At 49.3% G+C, this 15,351-nt stretch carries 18 protein-coding genes and 1 tRNA gene; 10 read left to right on the top strand and 9 right to left on the bottom strand.

Annotation, left to right across the window (positions count from 1 at the left end; all coding sequences use genetic code 11):
* A partial coding sequence (gene tmk, locus V6Z81_09100; GenBank protein ID MEG9862619.1) for a dTMP kinase occupies positions 1-515 on the bottom strand: 515 nt, incomplete at its 3' end.
* A gap of 7 nt (positions 516-522) precedes the next feature.
* Positions 523-1,419, bottom strand: coding sequence for a septal ring lytic transglycosylase RlpA family protein (locus tag V6Z81_09095; protein ID MEG9862618.1), 897 nt, complete (start codon positions 1,417-1,419; stop codon positions 523-525).
* Between the two features lie 141 nt (positions 1,420-1,560).
* Between V6Z81_09095 and V6Z81_09090 the strand changes: the two genes are divergently transcribed.
* The 6 genes from V6Z81_09090 (at position 1,561) to V6Z81_09065 (ending at position 5,361) form a co-directional block, all read left to right on the top strand.
* Positions 1,561-1,648, top strand: a tRNA-Ser gene (locus V6Z81_09090).
* A 55-nt stretch (positions 1,649-1,703) separates the two neighbouring features.
* A complete protein-coding gene (locus tag V6Z81_09085) occupies positions 1,704-2,453 on the top strand; it encodes an IS1595 family transposase (protein ID MEG9862617.1) in 750 nt (249 codons plus the stop codon).
* A gap of 23 nt (positions 2,454-2,476) precedes the next feature.
* A complete protein-coding gene (locus tag V6Z81_09080; GenBank protein MEG9862616.1) occupies positions 2,477-3,055 on the top strand; it encodes a hypothetical protein in 579 nt (192 codons plus the stop codon).
* An 8-nt stretch (positions 3,056-3,063) separates the two neighbouring features.
* On the top strand, positions 3,064-3,666 hold the full coding sequence (locus V6Z81_09075; protein ID MEG9862615.1) for an ankyrin repeat domain-containing protein: 603 nt from the start codon (positions 3,064-3,066) through the stop codon (positions 3,664-3,666).
* A gap of 164 nt (positions 3,667-3,830) precedes the next feature.
* Positions 3,831-4,496 (top strand): hypothetical protein, encoded by a 666-nt coding sequence (locus V6Z81_09070; GenBank protein ID MEG9862614.1) that lies wholly within the window; start codon positions 3,831-3,833, stop codon positions 4,494-4,496.
* A gap of 34 nt (positions 4,497-4,530) precedes the next feature.
* The gene (locus V6Z81_09065; protein MEG9862613.1) at positions 4,531-5,361 is read left to right on the top strand and encodes an ankyrin repeat domain-containing protein; all 831 of its coding nucleotides are present in this window, start codon (positions 4,531-4,533) and stop codon (positions 5,359-5,361) included.
* Here the strand turns inward: V6Z81_09065 and V6Z81_09060 are convergent.
* The 3 genes from V6Z81_09060 to V6Z81_09050 all read right to left on the bottom strand — a co-directional run bounded on the left by V6Z81_09060 (position 5,358) and on the right by V6Z81_09050 (position 7,045).
* On the bottom strand, positions 5,358-5,723 hold the full coding sequence (locus V6Z81_09060; GenBank protein MEG9862612.1) for a hypothetical protein: 366 nt from the start codon (positions 5,721-5,723) through the stop codon (positions 5,358-5,360). The two genes, V6Z81_09065 and V6Z81_09060, sit on opposite strands and share 4 nt — an antisense overlap.
* 150 nt (positions 5,724-5,873) lie before the next feature.
* A complete protein-coding gene (locus V6Z81_09055; GenBank protein MEG9862611.1) occupies positions 5,874-6,665 on the bottom strand; it encodes a hypothetical protein in 792 nt (263 codons plus the stop codon).
* Positions 6,635-7,045, bottom strand: a complete 411-nt coding sequence (locus V6Z81_09050; protein MEG9862610.1) for a hypothetical protein — start codon at positions 7,043-7,045, stop codon at positions 6,635-6,637. The genes V6Z81_09055 and V6Z81_09050 overlap by 31 nt, the downstream gene beginning before the upstream one ends.
* 125 nt (positions 7,046-7,170) lie before the next feature.
* Between V6Z81_09050 and V6Z81_09045 the strand changes: the two genes are divergently transcribed.
* Both V6Z81_09045 and V6Z81_09040 read left to right on the top strand, forming a co-directional pair.
* Positions 7,171-8,217, top strand: a complete 1,047-nt coding sequence (locus V6Z81_09045) for a CoA ester lyase (GenBank protein ID MEG9862609.1) — start codon at positions 7,171-7,173, stop codon at positions 8,215-8,217.
* Positions 8,218-8,334: 117 nt separating this feature from the next.
* Positions 8,335-9,195, top strand: coding sequence for a TauD/TfdA family dioxygenase (locus V6Z81_09040; GenBank protein MEG9862608.1), 861 nt, complete (start codon positions 8,335-8,337; stop codon positions 9,193-9,195).
* Positions 9,196-9,227: 32 nt separating this feature from the next.
* Here V6Z81_09040 and V6Z81_09035 read toward each other — a convergent pair whose 3' ends face one another.
* Complete coding sequence (locus tag V6Z81_09035) at positions 9,228-10,349, bottom strand: NADH:flavin oxidoreductase (protein MEG9862607.1); 1,122 nt, start codon at positions 10,347-10,349, stop codon at positions 9,228-9,230.
* Positions 10,350-10,515: 166 nt separating this feature from the next.
* Here V6Z81_09035 and hspQ point away from each other — a divergent pair, with 166 nt between their 5' ends.
* Both hspQ and V6Z81_09025 read left to right on the top strand, forming a co-directional pair.
* A complete protein-coding gene (gene hspQ / locus V6Z81_09030) occupies positions 10,516-10,860 on the top strand; it encodes a heat shock protein HspQ (protein ID MEG9862606.1) in 345 nt (114 codons plus the stop codon).
* 28 nt (positions 10,861-10,888) lie between these two features.
* Positions 10,889-11,692, top strand: a complete 804-nt coding sequence (locus V6Z81_09025; protein ID MEG9862605.1) for a hypothetical protein — start codon at positions 10,889-10,891, stop codon at positions 11,690-11,692.
* Positions 11,693-11,885: 193 nt separating this feature from the next.
* Here the strand turns inward: V6Z81_09025 and V6Z81_09020 are convergent, their stop codons facing one another.
* The 3 genes from V6Z81_09020 to V6Z81_09010 form a co-directional block, all read right to left on the bottom strand.
* Positions 11,886-12,902 carry an aldehyde reductase gene (locus tag V6Z81_09020; GenBank protein ID MEG9862604.1) on the bottom strand — a complete coding sequence of 339 codons (1,017 nt, stop codon included), beginning with the start codon at positions 12,900-12,902 and terminating at the stop codon, positions 11,886-11,888.
* A gap of 174 nt (positions 12,903-13,076) precedes the next feature.
* Positions 13,077-14,915, bottom strand: a complete 1,839-nt coding sequence (ilvD, locus tag V6Z81_09015) for a dihydroxy-acid dehydratase (protein ID MEG9862603.1) — start codon at positions 14,913-14,915, stop codon at positions 13,077-13,079.
* Positions 14,916-14,972: 57 nt separating this feature from the next.
* On the bottom strand, positions 14,973-15,351 hold a 379-nt coding region (locus V6Z81_09010; GenBank protein MEG9862602.1), incomplete at its 5' end, for a hypothetical protein.

Raw genomic sequence — 15,351 nt, 5'->3', positions numbered from 1 at the left:
AGGCTCTCATGGAAAGCGGCTTCTTTGCTGTCATAGACGACAAAAGGATTTTTATCTGTCTTACGGTCGTCCACCCGCGCCATGGATTGTTCAACGGAAACATCCAGAAAAAGCGTCAGATCGGGAACCAGATCGCCGGCAACCTGAGCATTCAGAGCCTTGATGGCGGCCTCATCTCCCCCCCGTGCATATCCCTGATAGGCCAGAGTGGAATCCATAAAACGGTCACAGATTACCCATCCCCCTTCTTCAATAAACGGCCTTATAAGCTGATCAAGATGCTCTGCACGGGCGGCACTCATCAGCAAAGCCTCTGCCATGGGTGAAAAAACATGCCCCCGGGCCGCTTCCCCCTGCAAGAAAGTCCGGATGGCCTCACCACCCGGACACCCTCCCGGCTCGCGGGTTTGCAAAATTTTGATATTTCTCCTCGCCAGCCGCTTTTGAAGTTCCAGAGCCTGAGTTGTCTTGCCTGCGCCTTCGCCCCCTTCCAGAGTAATAAACCGGCCACGCATTCAACACTTATTCCTGCACAATATAGGCGTCATGATGCCCGTGGCCTTTAGCGCTTGCAAGAGCCGCCTGCGCGCTGTCTTTCCCTACCAAGGGCCCAATGCGAATACGGAATGAGGACGTGCCGTCTCTTGGCACGCGCAATACTTCAACCGGTCCTATTTTGCTTAAATTGCTTTGCAGCGCCAGTACGTTTCCATAATCCTGCAAGAGCGCCACCTGCACATAATAGTCCTCCCCGGAAAGAGTTTTCGAGCGCACCGGTGCTACAGGCGCAGCATAGGCTTTGCCCACCGTAACATCCCCTTTCGGAGCAAAATCCCGCCACAATGAAGGTTTTTGGGCAATAGCGGTTTCTTGCCCCGGGCCTAAATAGGCCCGCCCCAAATATTCGACACGGACACGTGCCGTTCCTGCACTTTTAAACCCTAAAACTTCTGCCGCCTTGCGGGATACGTCAATAATGCGCCCTGCTACAAATGGCCCCCGGTCATTGACCCGCAACACGACCGAGCGGTCGTTCTCTAGGTTGATCACCCGCACAATGACCGGCATGGGCAGGGTTTTGTGGGCGGCCGTGAGTTCATCGGCGTCATAAATCTCGCCATTAGCCGTCTTACGACCATGAAACGGCTCGCCATACCAGGAGGCGATGCCGACTTTATTATAACTTTCATTCACCTTGGGGTGATACCAGACGCCCTGTATCTGATAGGGATTACCGACCTTATAGACGCCTCTTGTTTTTTGGCCAAAATCAAAAAAGGAGCATCCGGCACAGGCCATTAATAAAATGCCCATGGCAACGCTGAAGCTTATCCGTGACAAAGACTCCCCGGACAAATGGTTTTTAAAAAATTGATGATGAAGCATTGTATATTTCAGATAGAGACTCTCTTGTGTCATCTGCATACCATATCGGATTCTCCCATTGCGGTGCAAACCTCACTTTGACAGAGCGCCTTTTTGTGGGAGGCCGGATACATAAGCCTTGACGCTTCTCCCCTATCGTGAAAAACAAGAGCCGACAGGCATAAATATCCCTCCGGAGGGGTGGCTGAGTGGTCGAAAGCGGCGGTCTTGAAAACCGTTGAGCCGAAAGGTTCCGGGGGTTCGAATCCCTCCCCCTCCGCCATGCTCGGCAAGCGATTGCCTTATAAGGAGTTGACCGCCAATAACGGAAAATCAAAATGCAGCCAAGCCTAGTCAATGAGTCAGATAAACCGGCGTTGCCCATCGCCATCTATCTGCTGACGAGCAGTCTCAAGGGCATTTCAAGCATGAAACTCCATCGGGAGCTCGAAGTGGCCCAGAAGACGGCATGGCATCTTTCTCACCGGCTGCGCAAGGCGTTCGGCATCCCCAACCCCGGAAGCCCGGGCAAACTCAAAGGCCCCGTCGAGGGCGATGAAACGTTCGTAGGCGGTAGGCGCAAGAACATGCACAAGTCCAGGCGAAAGCAACTGACGGGGCGCGGGAGCTCGGGCAAGGCCATTGTCGCTGGCATCAAGGACCGGACCACAAAAGAGGTCCGGGCGCATGTGGTTGCCGACACGACCGCCGACACCCTGCAGGGCTTTATCCACGAGAACGTGGAGACCGGCGCGCAGGTCTATACGGACGAGGCGACCGGCTACAGCGGCCTGAACGGGCTGTTCTACCGCCATGAGAGCGTCGTTCACTCGGTCGGCGAATATGTAAGGGGGCAGGCCCATACCAACGGGCTGGAATCATTCTGGGCCGCCCTCCAGAGGGGCCATACCGGCGTCTATCACAAGATGTCGCCGAAGCATCTTGACCGCTATATGACCGAATTCGCAGGCCGTCACAATATCCGCGACTTTGACACGATCCGCCAGATGGCAATCGTCAGCGCAAACCTGAAAGGCAAACGCCTGAAATACAAGGATCTGATAAAAAAGACGCCATTGGTCGCTTAACAATCATAGAACAGGTCAAAATTATGAAAATTCTATTAATCACATCAATCATTCTGGCGCTACCATCATTCGCTTATTCTCAGGGGGACGGAGAAAAACGATCTTATAATGAAACAACTATAGCAGACATTCGTATGCCATCCGCTCCATTCAATGTAAAACTTTCTTATAAATTCATTTCCAGAGAATTCTATTACGGGATGCACCACTGTGATCTCCCAAACAAAAAAAAGTGGCAACAAATTTATTGCAGCACTTTACCTGCTGAAGATGGAGATAACAAAGTCATTCCTGTTCTGGTTTGTAGAGATAGACACCTAAATAACGGTAAACCTTCATACATTTCAAAAAGCGAACTTATTAAAGGCCTGAAGAAAGCATTGATATGGGGGGAAACAAACAATACGGTTAAAATTCAAATAAGGAAGTCTATAAACTCTACCATTGAATTTATTGGTGAAGAAAGCGGTTTTTCTAAAGTTGATTTAGCGGGCTGCATTATCTTTCTTCATAGGCTGGAAGCCTTTATTTATGATATTGAACAAGGATATGAGCCGGCATATGAAAAAGCGTTTATAGATACAGACGAACTTTTCCAGTGAGAAAAAACATGCAACATACAATATCAACCATTCTTTGCAGTCTGTTTTTGCTGGCTACTTTTCCCAAAGTAGCACAGGCAAACATACTGCTTAATGTAGAGTTCTGGAAATATGCGGCTGTTGCCGACGTAGAGGCAGAAATAGAGAGGGGGGAAGATATAGTGGCCCGTGACGAGTATGGAGCGACACCCCTGCATTGGGCAGCGGCGTGGTCGTCAACGGAGATAGTAAAACTGATGTTGGAGCATGGAGCGGATATTACATCCCGCGATAGATATGGTTCAACACCCTTGTTTAGAGCGGCAGGCAATAATGGTTCAGCAGTGCTTAATCTGCTTATTGAGCACGGTGCGAACATCAATGCTCGCAATAAGGAAGGCTCTACGCCCCTGCATATGGCGGCCAGAATTGGCAGTCCTGCGGTCGTTGAATTTCTTTTAAATCACGGAGCTCACGGAGCGGCGCAGGATAAATGGGGCAGTACGCCATTTGATTATGCCCAAGGTAAACTCTCAGCCAGTTCTTTTTACGGTTTTTTAAAAGGGAAATATAACAAAAAACTGAAAGACACTACAGCCTACTGGCTGCTCAACGAGGCGCAGTACAGGTAGAATGTAAATATGAAAAAACAAAAAAACCTAAGATCAAGGTCAAGCCATGGAGCTATAGGCCGACCGCCCGGGAGATGAACGAGGATGCCTCTATCCCTACCACTCCGGAGGAACTGGTAGCCTCTCTCTGCCAGCCCGTTGAGGTTATGGAGGATGATGGTTAAGTGGCTTTGTTTTTAGCCGAAATGACTGTGTTCTTATTGGAAGCAGTAAAAGTAATTGCCATAATTGCCCCCGTTCTGCTTGTGCTTTTGTTTTTTTCAAAATTATCACGCTATATGGCTGACGATTTGCAAGGGCAAAATATGCGACGTGCTCTCTCACAAAAATTGAAGTCTATGCTCAAATATGCAAAATATGCTGTATGGGCGTGTTCGGTATTATTGTTTTATTTAGTGTACGATAAGATAGAAGAAAATCCTCTATTAGTTTTCTTTCTATTTTGGATACTCTTTTGGTGGGGTGTTTTGTATTTCCCTTGGTTGGATCAGTTTGAGGAATGGCGACAAAAAAAATACAAGCAGCGACGCCGAAAGCGGCGGGAAGGAGGCAAAATGTCCAATAACTCTCTTTGGGAAGCAGCCGGAAAGGTTATGGTAAGAGTTTCACGGGTTCTTCTGTTAGTACTGATATCTTTCCCCTTATTTTTTATTTTTCAGAATATTGAAAGGAAAGGTGCGTTTGAAGGTTTTGTTGATGCTCTGTTTGGCACCGAAGGCGGTTTTTTGGTTTTCTTCATATTGTTCATCTCCGGTCTGAATTACATTCTGTTTGACCAGTTCTATCCGTGGGCTGAATACAAAGAGGATGATATGGATATAGAAAGGTGACCCATATGAGAAAAAACTCCTTAACGGGAACGTCTTGGGAGGCCTGTTTATTATATCCGTCATAGTAATATCCATATACAACCATGGCGGTCTTGATTTTCTATGGAAGGATGAGTTTCTGGATGGGGATTTCTGGAAAACGGCAACTGTTGCAGATGTTGAATCTGCTCTGAAAGAGAGAAACGATATAAATGCGCGTCTACAGGACAATGTGCATGAGCATGGATTGACACTACTGCATCGGGCCGCACTACATACTGAATTTCCGGCAGTGGTAGACATGCTATTGGACAAAGGTGCTGATATAGAAGCAAATTCTCTGTTTTTATGGACACCTCTTTTTTATGGTGTTCTGGGTAAAAACCCGGCGGTAGTAGAATTGTTACTGAGTCATGGTGCCGACGCCACGGTACGAGACACAAGTGGGCAGACACCTCTTCACTTTGCGATCGCTTTTAACGAGACACCCGAGGTTGTTGATCTGTTACTAGATCATGGAGCCGATATAAATGCCCAAGACAATGCTGGGAAAACCCCTCTGCATGAAGCGGTGTTTTGGAGTGGCATATGGAACAGTACAGAAGTGTTAAAGTTGTTACTAGAGCATGGGGTGGATACGAATGTTCGTGATGATGAAGGCAATATACCTCTCAATAGTATTTTGATCTTAAATCCGGAGATTGCCAGACTCTTGCTGGCTCATGGGGCCGATGTGAACTCCAGAAATGAGGATGGGAGCACAGCACTACACCAAGCAATCGTGCCGGAGGTTGTCAGGGTTTTACTGGACTATGGTGCAGATCCTACAATCCGTGATGAGACCGGAAGAACGGCAAACGATTATTTAAGCAAAGATGATAGTTAATAATCTGATCTATTTGGCTCAAATATGGGCAAAATGAGAACGTTACTTAAGTATATAAGCCCCTCTTTATTAAACGCCTCAATCTTTAGAGCATCGGCCCTCTTCAGTTGATTCATGTAACAAGTGTCATTCAGCACCCAATCCTCACTCTCCATCAAATGCCCGAATTTGGTTAAATTTCTACGATCCGCATAAGATTGAAATGAAAAGCAGCCATATTTGTATGGCACAAACTCATAGAGTTTTTCCTGATGATATTTCTGAATGAACAGAAAAAGATAGTTCTGTAGGTCACGGTCTTTAACCTTCCCCTCCAAACATTCGACCAGTGCCAATAATACTTTCTGCCTGTAAAGCATCATTTCTTCTCTGCCGTGACGAGGCCGGACTTATAGCGGATTCCTACCGTTAGCCGGTATCAAACGCTAATACTGTCCGATTTATCGTGTGGCCCGTTGTGAGGAGACACAACCCCGCCAGAATAAAATAAAGGCGGTGAGTGCAATAGCTCACTACTCCTCATCGTGAAGTTGCCGGTATTTTCTTGAGTCGTAGGTGTAAGTTTCATCCTGATAGATTGACTGGTATTCAATAAGAAAGTCTAACTTATCAAAAAAAGAGACATTCTGTTTGCTGATAATATAATTAAAACTTATCAGTCCCAGTCGTTGTCCTATTTGAATAGATTCTTCCGGCCCACACGCACTAAGGCTAGCATTATGGAAATCCTTTAATTTCCGGTTTAAGAAATCGTGATAAGTTTTAATGCTATTTTGAGAAACTTCTTCGCCGTTAAACAACAAAACAAAATTTTTAATGATTGCAGGACCAACGCCACGATTGACCAGTTCTAATATTATTTTTCCTTGATCATTGCTATCATCACGTTGGCGCTCCAATTCTGGTTCCAAAAACGGACGAACAGATAATTTGTTATGCTTGTGGTTTTGTCTGCCCTGCCAGACCGTCACTCCAAGGGCACAAATCGCAACAGTGGCAGATGCGAGCGCAATATATGTTTCCGGGCCAAAGTCTATAGCCCAATCGCCCCACTGGTTTGCGACGTAACCCGAGGCAACGTAAACGGATGCTATAACGGCAACCATAACAACAAGGATGCCTGCAATAGTCAATCCGCGATCCCATATTTTATCAAGCCGCTCTTGTGTTTCCTTTTGATCTTCTCTGGTGGTTTCTTTAGTAGTCCCAGAAGACCTCGGGGAATTTTTGCGTGCTATTGTTTTTCTTGAGGGCATATCAGTATATAGTTCTTCTAATAAGTCGCCTTGACTTCGTCCTGACAAGCAACGAACTCTTCGGTCATCATTTCAAACCCCTTCTCCTGACAGGTAGCAAAAGAACGACGCTCGGCAACCTGCTTGTCGGAACACTCCCGAACCCACTCTATAGGCTGTTCTCCGCCACCCAGAAAAATACAAACCGCCGGAATGTAACGTTCCTCACAGGGCAACGACATCATCAACTCCTGTTCTTCAGGAGAACGCCGGTTCCACCACGCGATGGTTTCCTCAACGGGACGCTCTTCATTCATCAAACACCCGGGATCAAAGCCCCCGGGTAACCCTGCATCCTGAGCCAAAGCTGTCCCCGGTGCCAACAGGCTCAACGCTCCAACTATGCCTGCTAACAGAACCCCTACACTTAAACGCATCAAATAAGTCATCCTGTACCCTCCTGTGGATTTTCACCGCTTTCTAACCGGTCAGCCTATAGTGTGGCACAATTCCGCATTCCATGAAAATCATGTTTTCTCTGGTGCTTCAGGACGAAAATTGAAATAATGCACCCATGAAACATCCTTCAGACTTTTACCAACCCTTGAGTATCGGCGCGCCGACACCGCATCGGGAACTCCCGGTTGCCCTTGAGCGCATGGTTCACTTTTTTCCACCCCACAACGAAAAAATACGCACGAAAGCGCTACAGCTTGCCGGAAAAGTAGACGTGCTTCTGGGCAACCTTGAAGACGCCATCCCCATAGAGGCCAAGGAAGCTGCACGGGAAGGCTTTATCGAGTGTGTACGCACGACCGATTTTGCCGGAACCGGCCTGTGGACGCGCGTCAATGCTCTCAACAGCCCCTGGGCGCTGGACGATATTCTCCGCATTACCGGTGAAGTCGGCGACAAGCTGGATGTCATCATGCTGCCCAAGGTGGAAGGCCCATGGGATATTCACTATCTTGACCAGCTCCTCGCCCAGCTGGAAGCCAAACATAAAATTGAGACCCCTATTCTCATTCACGCCATTCTGGAAACGGCGCAGGGAGTTGCCAATGTAGAGTCCATTGCGGCGGCCAGCCCGAGGATGCACGGCATGAGCCTCGGGCCGGCAGATCTGGCGGCCTCGCGTGGTATGAAAACCACCCGCGTCGGGGGTGGACATCCTTTTTATGGCGTGTTGGCAGATGCCTCTGACAATAGCGATGCTCCCCGCCCCTTCTATCAGCAGGACTTATGGCATTACACGGTTGCGCGGATGGTGGATGCGTGTCTCTCCTGCGGGATCAGACCATTCTATGGCCCGTTCGGGGATTTTTCGGACGAGGCGGCGTGTGAAGCTCAATTCCGTAATGCCTTTCTTCAGGGATGCGTTGGGGCGTGGTCTTTGCACCCCACCCAAATAGAAATTGCGCGCCGCGTATTTAGTCCGGCGGTAGAAGAAGTACAGCTGGCAAAACGTATTCTGGAAGCCATGCCCGACGGCAGCGGGGCCGTTATGCTGGACGGTAAAATGCAGGATGATGCAACGTGGAAGCAGGCCCGCGTCATTATGGAACTCGCACAAAAGATTGCCGCCCGCGACCCGGAACAAGCCGCCGCTTACGGGCTTTAACTCTCTGATAATCCTCTAATAATTCTGTAATTTTTTGCTCTGTTTTTCAAGAGAGCGTTGCGCTATGATTGACGGACCATCCAATGTCAGGAGCCAAAACACCGTCAGGAGGTTGTCATGAGTCAAGCCGCCCAACGACTGGAAAGTCACAGCCCGCTAAACGTTCAACCCTTAAGCCCCACCATCGGCGCAGTCATTGAGGGAATAGATCTATCACGCCCTGTAGAAAGTGAAGCCAGAGAAGAGGTTTATGAGGCGCTCTTAACCCACAAGGTGATCTTTTTCCGCAACCAGAATATCACTACGGAGCAGCATCTGGCTTTTGCCGGTCTGTTCGGTGATCTGGAGGTGCATCCCTTTGCACCACACAAGCCGGATTATCCGGAAGTGCTTGCCATTACCCACGACAAAGACCGTCCGGGCAAGGAGAATGTATGGCACAGCGATGTCACCTGGCGGTTTGAGCCGTCTTTAGGTTCCGTTCTGCGGGCTATTGAAGTGCCGGATATGGGAGGCGATACGCTGTTTAGCGATATGTATGCCGCCTACGATGGCCTGAGCGATGAGGTCAAAGAAAAAATTGAAGACCGCACCGCCATGCATGATTTTGAATACTTCCGCAAACGCCTCATTAAAGAGGGCCGGAGTCAGGAAGAGATTGATGCGTTTGACAAGCAATATCCTCCTGCGGAGCATCCCGTCGTGCGCACCCATCCGGACACCGGCAAGAAGGGTATTTACGTCAATGCCGCCTTTACCCGCTATATCGTCGATATGGAGCGTGCGGAATCCGACGCCCTACTGGCTCACCTGTATGCTCAGGCGTCTACTCCGGAATACCAATGCCGGTTCCGTTGGGAGAAAGATTCGATTGCCTTCTGGGATAACCGCGCCTGTCAGCATTATGCGGTCTCCGACTACTGGCCCGCCGTCAGACGTATGGAACGCGTGACCATTATCGGTGACAAGCCCTACTAAACGTTCAGGCTAAAGGAATCACTAAAAAGCGCTCAAGAAAGTGTTGCCAGAGCTTCGGTCGTGAAATTCCGGAGTTCGTCAAAACGTTCGTTGCGTATCTTGTTGGGCCATTCGGCATCGACAAGAATGGCACGGCCTACGGCGACCATATCAAACTCGCCCTGTTCAAAGCGCTCCAGAAGAGTATCCAGACCCGTCGCCTGTGCACCCTCCCCTCTATATCCGGCAACAAACTCATTATCCAGACCGACACTGCCAACCGTCATGGTCGGTTTACCGGAGAGTTTTTTCGTCCATCCGGCCAGATTCAACGATGAGCCGTCAAACTCCGGCTCCCAGAACCGCCGCGTCGAACAATGAAACATATCAACGCCGGCCGCCGACAAGGGAGCGAGAAAAGCCTCCAGAGATTCCGGAGACGGCGCTAACTTCGCCGCAAAGTCCTGCTGTTTCCACTGCGAAAATCTCAAAATAAGCGGATAGTCATCACCAACCTCACGGCGAATGGCACTGACAATGCCGGCAGCAAAACGTGTGCGTCCTACCGCATCACCGCCATAGACATCATCGCGTTCATTTGTCCCTTCCCAAAAAAACTGATCTATCAAATAACCATGGGCTCCATGAATCTCCACACCATCAAACCCTAATTTGCGCGCCTCTGCCGCACCACGGGCAAACGCATCAATCACTTTACTAATCTCGGCATCGCTCATGGGGTCGGCAACACGCTTGCCCGGTTTAAACAATCCTGACGGGGCAGCACTTTGATACTCAGGATTAACCGCCTGCTCCTGACGACGCATAATTCCCACATGCCACAATTGAGGCATAATCAAGCCCCCTGCCTCATGGACACCCTCTACGACACCGCGCCATCCTTCCAGAGCATCACGCCCGTGAAATTGCGGTACTTTGGGGTCGTTGCTGGCAACCTCATGGTCAACGGTCGTGCCTTCCGTAATAATTAATCCGCACCCTCCGGCTACCCGGCGTTTGTAATAGGCCGCTACGTCCTGCCCCGGAACGCCACCGGGGGAATGACTCCGCGTCATGGGCGCCATGGCGATTCTGTTTGGAATCTCCAGACCATTCAGAATAAATGGTGAAAACAAACCGTCGGGCTTCCCCGCCATTACAGGTTTCTCCGTCATCAATAGCCTCTTGCTTTATTATGCAATCTTCCAGAGAGAGTGGCAGTTTTTCAAAAAGAATCAAGCCCCGGTACATAAAATGTGACCCCCCTTGGCATTGACCGTTTATATACTATATATTTCCCTGTAATTTATGGTTCAGTTAACACAACAGGATTATCCGGATATGGAACAGAGTGAAATTATAAACCGCGAAGCGAAGTTTCGTATCGGTCAGGTTGTCCAACATCGGTTTTTCCCCTTCCGGGGAGTCATTTTTGATGTGGACCCAACCTTCAGCAATACGGAAGAATGGTGGCAGTCTATTCCCGAGGAAGTACGTCCACGAAAAGACCAGCCGTTTTATCATCTGCTCGCCGAAAATGCCGAATCCGAATATGTAGCCTATGTTTCGGAACAAAATCTGCTGCCTGATGATAGCGGAGTGCCCGTGAACCATCCCAAAGTTAAAGAGATCTTCGATGCCGAGGGAGATGGTACGTATACGATACGCTCCGCCCACTCTCATTAATTCCGGTCCCTAAGCTTATTCAATCATAATGGCCGGTGCAGTATCATGGGCGGGCCGGCGCATCGGCAGAATGATGGCGCGCTATCTCTCCCGCCATGTACGTCATTACCGGCCATTTTCTATCACGTCACCCGAAAAAATGCGGCGCGTGTTACAGACCGGTGATGTTCTGCTTGTAGAGGGCAAAAAAAGAATATCAACGGCTATTAAATATCTCACTCAATCTACGTGGTCTCATGCGGCCCTTTATGTCGGCGAAGACGTACCCGGTGTGCCCCTCTCCCCCGAAGGAGAACGCCTGTGTCTCATAGAGGTTGACCTGCAAGCCGGTTCCATTGCCTCACCGCTCTCTAAATACGCCGATTTTAACACCCGTATCTGCCGTCCTGTGGGACTACCCCTTCAGCCCCGTCTGGCCGTTGCGCGTTATATGCTGGATAATCTGGGGCTCACTTATGACCTTCGAAACATCGTTGATCTTGCCCGCTATCTTCTCCCCATACCGCCTGTACCTTCGCACTGGCGTCAACGCATGTTGGCCTTTGGAAGCGGTGAGCCTACCCAGGCTATTTGCTCAAGTCTCATAGCCCGCGCTTTTCATTCCGTGCATTATCCCGTACTCCCCTTTATTGAAAAACCGGAAACTCCAAAAAATGATTCACACAGAGAGGTTTTGCATGTTGCCCACCATAGCCTGTTTGTGCCGCGGGATTTCGACTTATCCCCCTACTTTGCCGTGGTTAAACCAACTATTGAGACAGGCTTTGACTATGAATCCTTACCCTTATACGGATGGGAGAAGCGGAAGGCTCCCGCCTTGCCGGAAAATTGACGGAGATCACAATGAAGATAAAAACCGCATCGGGTTACTTGCAAAGCTTACCGTATCCGAGTATAAGTAAATCCTGAAGAACACTAAGGAGCGTTGGCCGCACTTGCGGTCAGCGCTCCCGCTTTTTTGGACCCTGTTCTTTGGGCGGCAAATACAGCCTATTCGAGACCATCCAAACCCCCGGTATAGAAGATCAGACTTTGGCCTGACCCATTTCAACTAACTGTCTGGCCGTTTCCAACAAACTCTCTCCGGCATTGCGGGGCTTCCATCCAAGTATCTCTTTGGCTTTGTCGTTCGGATTGGAATTCTCCCTGCCAATAAAAACGGCAAGCTGTTTGAGCTCCGGTTTTACATAACCCAGTAGTCTGACAAGGAAATTTGGCAAGACCCTTGACGGTGCTTTGCTATAGCCATTTTCGCGCATCAGGTCGGCAACCTCCTTAAACCAGAACTCGCGCTCGTTAATGATAAAACGGTGGCCGTTCGCCGCATCATTTTCCATGGCCAGAATATGGGCATTCGCAACATCGCGCACATCAACAAAACCCAGATGCATTTTAGGACACCCCGGGACTTCTCCGGAAATGATCTGATTCAAAAACACATTGGAGGTGCCAATATCTTCGGACAACATCGGGCCAATAATGCCGGCGGGATTAATCACCGCCAGCTGCATTCTGTTTTCGCCGGACTGTGCATCGGCGATTTCCCAAGCCCGGCGCTCGGCCAATGTCTTGCTTTTGGAATAGGCCGATGTTCCAGAGTGGTTGGCATCGGTCCAGTCTTTTTCGGTACGAACCGTCTTGCCATCATGGGTGCTGTTGATCGCCGCACAGGATGATGTAACGACCGTTTTTTTGACACCGGCACGGATTGCCGCCTGCAGTACGCGTTCCGTGCCTTCCACTGCCGGACGGATCAGTTCGTCTTCGTGTTTTGGCACCTCAACAATAAAAGGCGAGGCAACGTGCAGGACATACGTACAACCCGCAACGGCGGCATCCCAGCCATCATCCTGCAATAAATCGGCCTCGACAATCTCCAGATTATCAGCAGGCGCCCCTGCTTTTTTCATGGCCTCAACTACCTCGGCAGTGCGCTTCTGCGAACGCACCGTACCACGCACCTCATAGCCTTTATCCAGCAATTGCCGAACACAATGCAGAGCCACAAAACCGGTCGCTCCGGTTACCAAAACCTTTTCCATCAGTACTCCCTTTTACACACGTCTACTTAACCACTATTTAAACACATAGGCGCATTTTTAAATACGCATGCCCGACCCTATACGGCGACTGGTGCCAGCGTCAACCGGGCAATAAAGATTTTATCTGTATTTACACCCGCATTGCATCACAGTGCAGGTGCGGCTTTTACCGAATTAAACTCTCCTGACAGCACCATGAGCCGCACTTGTCGCAAAGTGGGCATAGGAGCGCAGGGCTTTTGATATTTTACGACTTCGTTGCCTTGATGGTTGCCACTGCTTGCCAAACTTCTCGTCAAGCGCGTTCTCGCGGCGGTTCAATTCGCTCTGATCAACGATGAGTTCTATTGAGCGGTCCGGAATATTTATCTCTATCGTGTCGCCATCTTCGATTAGAGCGATCGTGCCTCTTTCAGCCGCTTCCGGGGAAATATGTCCAATTGACAGCCCCGAAGTGCCGCCCGAGAAACGGCCATCGGTTATAAGCGCACACTCCCTGTCAATATTCTTCGACTTCAGGTAACTGGTCGGATAAAGCATTTCCTGCATACCCGGACCACCCCGGGGGCCTTCATAACGAATGACGACAACATGTCCTGCCTGCACATCCCCGTTTAAAATGCCGGCAATAGCGTCATTTTGACTTTCAAAAACGATTGCCGTTCCGGTGAAGGCGTATTGGCTTTCATCAATGGCGGCGGTTTTAACAACACACCCATCCACGGCCAGATTACCCATCAAAACCGCTAGGCCACCCTCCGCACTAAAAGCATGTGATATATCCCGAATGCACCCGGTATGCCTGTTTGTGTCGAGGTCCGCATATCTCCGGTCCTGACTGAAAGCGGTCTGTGTCGGTATGCCACCGGGGGCCGCCGAATAAAGGGATATGACTTCCTGAGACGGCTGACCTGCAATATCCCAGATTTTTATCGCTTCTTTCAGGGTACTGCTATGGATTGTCGGTTGGTCATTATGGATGTGTCCGGCACGATCCAGTTCGGCAAGAATAGCAAAAATGCCACCCGCTCTATGGATATCCTCCATATGCACATCGGGAACGCTTGGGGCAACTTTGCACAGACAGGGAATCGATCTTGAAAGACGGTCAATATCGCTCATCTTGAAATCCACTTCCGCCTCATGAGCTGCGGCAAGCAGATGAAGAATGGTATTGGTCGAGCCACCCATTGCAATATCGACAGCCATCGCATTCTCAAATCCGTTAAATGTCGCCATGCTTCGGGGCAATGCCGAGGTATCATCATTCTGATACCAGCGCTGTGCTAACGGGACGATCAGTTGCCCGGCTCTCTCAAACAGCATTTTTCTATCGGCATGGGTGGCCAGCAATGATCCATTTCCCGGGAGCGCCAGCCCTAATGCTTCGGTCAGACAATTCATCGAGTTAGCGGTGAACATACCGGAACAAGACCCGCAAGTGGGACACGCAGACCTCTCAATAACATCCAGTTCACTGGCTTCTATTGAGGAGTCGGCACCGGCAACTATGGCATCAACAAGGTCAAGCTTTCTCTCCCCCGTTGGCAGATCGACTTTACCCGCTTCCATGGGACCGCCGGATACGAAAATAGCCGGAATGTTAAGCCGCAGCGACGCCATCAACATGCCGGGTGTAATCTTGTCGCAATTTGAAATACAAATCAGTGCGTCAGCACAGTGGGCATTAGCCATGTACTCAATACTATCAGCGATAATTTCCCGTGAAGGCAGGCTATACAGCATACCGTCATGGCCCATTGCAATGCCGTCATCAACAGCGATTGTATTGAATTCTTTTGCCACCCCTCCACAGGCTTCTATCTGACGGCAAACAAGTTGCCCAAGGTCTTTCAGGTGAACGTGACCGGGTACAAATTGTGTGAAAGAATTACAGACCGCGATAATCGGCTTGCCAAAGTCACCATCCTTCATACCGGTTGCACGCCACAGACCTCTGGCTCCGGCCATATTTCGTCCATGTGTCGTGGTTCTTGATCGTAAAACGGGCATAAACCGGGTTCGTCCATACTATTGTTTTCAGGAACGGATAAAAAACACTATCAAAATCTAACAGCCGTGTCGATTTTCAGGATTAGGTATATATTTAAAAACCTCCAAATTATGCCTTATATCCTCATAAGATTTCCCTGCAAGGAGCCCTCCGGCTATAAAATCTTCCTGAGTTACATCAGCAAGGCAACAGTCCGGTTTTTCAAACCGCCTTAATTCTTCTTGCGAAGGAAATTCAAAATCTATTAGAACAAGACCGGCAAGGTTATCCTGAAAAACATCTACTTCTGCAACCCTGCCATCTATAATGGTGTTATAACGCTGTTTTCTTACATACCTCACATTTTGTTGAGTGAGACTTGAAAATTCGGCCTCCGTTATCCTGATCGAAGTTTCAATATGAGCCGATGCATCGGAGGTATCCGAGGGAACTTTT

The sequence above is a fragment of the Parvularculales bacterium genome, assembly GCA_036881865.1.
Lineage (GTDB): Bacteria > Pseudomonadota > Alphaproteobacteria > JAPOUT01 > JBAJNM01 > JBAJNM01.
The sequence above is the reverse complement of the archived record's forward strand: the minus strand, read 5'-3'. Positions and strand labels throughout refer to the sequence as shown.